The 3605-nt window shown below is 50.4% G+C and carries 3 protein-coding genes; 1 reads left to right on the forward strand and 2 read right to left on the reverse strand.

Annotated features, from left to right (window positions below; genetic code table 11):
- Positions 1–141: 141 nt before the first annotated feature.
- Complete coding sequence (locus ABMC88_RS18400) at positions 142–411, reverse strand: hypothetical protein (protein WP_349578354.1); 270 nt, start codon at positions 409–411, stop codon at positions 142–144.
- 16 nt (positions 412–427) lie between these two features.
- A complete protein-coding gene (locus ABMC88_RS18405) occupies positions 428–1774 on the reverse strand; it encodes an ISNCY family transposase (protein WP_349578355.1) in 1347 nt (448 codons plus the stop codon).
- Positions 1775–2107: 333 nt separating this feature from the next.
- Between ABMC88_RS18405 and ABMC88_RS18410 the strand changes: the two genes are divergently transcribed.
- A partial coding sequence (locus ABMC88_RS18410) for a hypothetical protein (RefSeq protein WP_349578356.1) occupies positions 2108–3605 on the forward strand: 1498 nt, incomplete at its 3' end.

A 3605-nucleotide genomic window follows, 5' to 3' on the forward strand; every position in this document is an offset into this window, starting at 1 on the left:
CCCCGGCTACATGCCATGTAAACGCCATTCAGAAATGTCACCGGTTGCGCAAAGCAGAAGTGTCACCATAGGCGCTGACGGTAGCAAAGCCTGACAGGGCGTAGACCTCTGATATCGGAGCTCTGGCTGGCTTTGCGGGGATCAGTGGAAGAGCTGCCGTTTCTCTTTTTTGGTGAGGAAAGCGGCCAAGCCTTCTTCTTTCAAGGTCTTTTCAAACTGCTGCCATGCAAGACCATCCGCAAGGAATGGGTCGTCGAAAACCGTGGATGTGCCGAACTCATTTATGACTTCCAGAATCCAGCCAGGGTCTATGTCGCTCTTATAGATGTCGACCGTCAGGAAATGCCCGTCGATCTCAACGTCGGCGCACAGATCTGACATGATGATTTCTGGTTCTTCTTCAGCATTCATGGCGTCAATTCTGGGCTTATTCTGCCGCTTGCACAATCGTCTTTTTGGTACGTGCGCCGGAAGGTCTGCCGGGGCGTTTGCCATTTGATTTGTAGCCCATCTTCTCAGAATTTGTCCGGACTGGATATTTTGGCGGCGCCTTATCTTGCATCTCTTTGATATGTTCGAGCACGGCACCAAGGCGTTTGTTGTCGGTGATGGCGGCATGGGTCACGCGCTGATCCATGTCGAAGATCTTGTAGGGCAGGGAGCGGCCTTTTGAGCGCACTTCGAACCGACCATCCACAAACGCGTAGGTGTCGACATATTTGCCGACTAGCCCGCGCGTGGTGTCACTCTCCTCAAGCATGATCCGCTTGCGGTCATAGGAAAACGTCAGCTGTTTGCCGACATAGCGTGTATCGCGCCAGCAAAGCACATCATCAAGCCGATCTGGTTCCACATTGAGGGCGCGGTGCAGGTTGTCAGGCTTTGCTGGGGCTTTGGCAAACTGCGCGTTAAAGCGTTCTTTGAAGCCTTGCAAATAAACGTTTCCAGCATCCATGTCTGAGATACCTGCCAGCCGCAGTTCCTTCACCAGCCGATCTTGCAACGTCCGGTTGGCGCGCTCAACGCGGCCTTTGGCCTGGCTGCTGTTGGCGCACAAAATCTCAACGTTCAGCTGGTTCAGGGCGCGCCCAAACTGGGTCATACCCGCGCCAGCCTTTGCGTCTTCCTTGGCCACCCGGAACACTGTGTGCTTGTCGCTGTAAAAGGCGACGGGGCGACCGTGTTCGAGCAGATAGCTTTCTAGTGCTTCGAAATAGCTGAACGTACTCTCTGACCTCACGAACCTCAGTTCCATCAGCGTACTGGTGGCATCGTCGATAAAGACGAGCAGGGTGCAAGGGCCAGCACGATCCTCAAACCAACGATGATCCGAGCCGTCAATCTGGATCAGTTCGCCGAAACATTCCCGGCGTAGACGCGGCTGGTGAAACCGACGGCGCTGCTTGCGCGAAAGCCAGATACCATCTTCAACCATCCACTTGCGAAGCGTCTCGCGAGAGACTTTGAAGCCATGATGTTCCGCCAGCATCTCAGCGGCAAGCGTCGGCCCAAAATCCGGGTAGTTCTCCTTGATCAGGCTCAGCGCATAATCCCGTTTGGCCTGATGGATCAGGTTGTTCGGCGACTTCCCACGCGCTTTATGCCGGATCGCAGGTGCACCATCCTGACGATACCGCTTCAGCAATCTGAAAATCTGTCGACGCGTCAGGTCCAGCATGTTGGCCGCGTTGTTGACGCTCAACCGACCATCATCGACCTGCGCCAAAACCTCCACACGGTTCAACTCGCGCTCGCTCATCATCACCCATCCCATATCCGCTCATCCTCACATCGTTTGCGAGGAGAGTGACACTTCTGCTTTGCTCATAGGTGACATTATCGCTTTGCGCGTACATGCCAAATATGTATAAGATTGATTATGTCAAATTAGCCTAACCTTAGATAGATTTATTATGTAGTAGGTTGTGGTCTTGAGCCTTATTTTGCGAGGATTAATGGTGAGGTAACTCTTTGTGAAGTGAGCAGTATTTTCTACCTAAAGAAACAATCTTCTTGCCATACGGGAATTGTGGCAACATTGTGGCATAGTGCGCTGTTATGTGTACTGCCTCTTATGGGGATATCAGGTAAGTAAAAGGATCTTTTTTTGAAGAAAATTATTACTAGCGCAGTTTTTTCATTGGCACTGCCAACAGCCTCGTTTGCTAACACTTGCAAACAATATTTCGATCTTTCGACGCCGTTCACACAAATAGCAACATCTGTGGAATCCGCCTGCCTTGAAGGCCTTACGCCTCTGGGTGGGGATGTCGAGATAACTGATACAAAGCAATGGTTACTATATAATCAATACAATGGTAAGGCAAATGGCCTAGGATTTGAGTGTACCTATGAAGGTACAAACTCCAATGGGAATTTCACGCGAGTAGAAGAGGGGCGGGCAAAATATGTTACAAGCCCAACAAGCCCACTCACAACTGGGCTTGTTACTTACCAAAATGACGACTGCCAAGCGGTATGTCCAGCGTCTCAGGGAAATCCTATCGATGCGTTGACTAGTCTGAAATCTGAGAAAGCCATCGACTGGCAATCCCCTAAAGATAATCGTTTTCGTATAGAGCGCATGTATTCGTCTGCTGCCACTATCCACAACGGTGCTAATACTGGATGGGCCGATGGTTGGTATAGCACAATCACATCAGCGTATGAAGGTTATGCGCAATTCGATAGAGCCTTAGAGCGACCAGGCGGTAAAGTCGTTCATTTGCGCTATGCCAATGGCACGTTTAGTCCAAAGCGAAAAAGCTCAGGTCTCAGAACAACGACGACAGTAAGATTGTTTCCGCATCGGCCAGGTGAGCACACTGTCCATCTGGGAGATGGCCGAACCGAAGTTTATACAGAATATTCCCAATATGATGCAGAGTTGTCTGAGTTGGGCTGGGCCGATGGGTATCGCCAGTTTCTCTCCTATGACAGTTCTGGGAAATTGATTCAGCTAGATGACAACCGAGGGCAAGTGGCACGTTTCACATGGCAAAGTGTTTCGGTGGGCGCACGCACGAAAGATGTCATTACGGATGTGGAAATTGATATCTCAGGCGGCGACATTTTGTTTAGCCCAGATATTCTTGTTGAATATGCCATCTCGGGACGGGAGTCAGATGAACGTGTTTTGCATGATACGGTAACTGTGACTGAGGTCGCGACTGGTGCTTCGCTACAAGAGTATAGCTATGAATATCTTGAAAGTGATTTTGGGCCATATGACACGCCGCCAAAGTTGACATCAGTCGCAGATGGTCGCACGGCTTCGAGCGGTGACCCCGTAATTTACGCAGAGTTTCAATACGATCCTGACACAGGCCTTGCTATCAACACGCAACATTCAGGCGGAGTAGATGAATTTGAAGTTATAAAGCAGACTGACAACACAACACTCGTAACTAACCCACTTGGCCGCAGAACGATTTACCAGACCCAATCGATTGAAGGTGTTCCGCACATGACATCCGTGGTTGGAGAAGAGATCAATACCTGTCTCGGCACCGCCCAGAATTATAGCTATTTCAATCCTGTGACAGGGCAGGATGAGCATTACGTCTTCGAGCAGACTGAGCGAAACGGATCTGTGACGCGGTTTA

The sequence above is a fragment of the Sulfitobacter aquimarinus genome (assembly GCF_040149565.1).
Classification (GTDB): domain Bacteria; phylum Pseudomonadota; class Alphaproteobacteria; order Rhodobacterales; family Rhodobacteraceae; genus Sulfitobacter; species Sulfitobacter aquimarinus.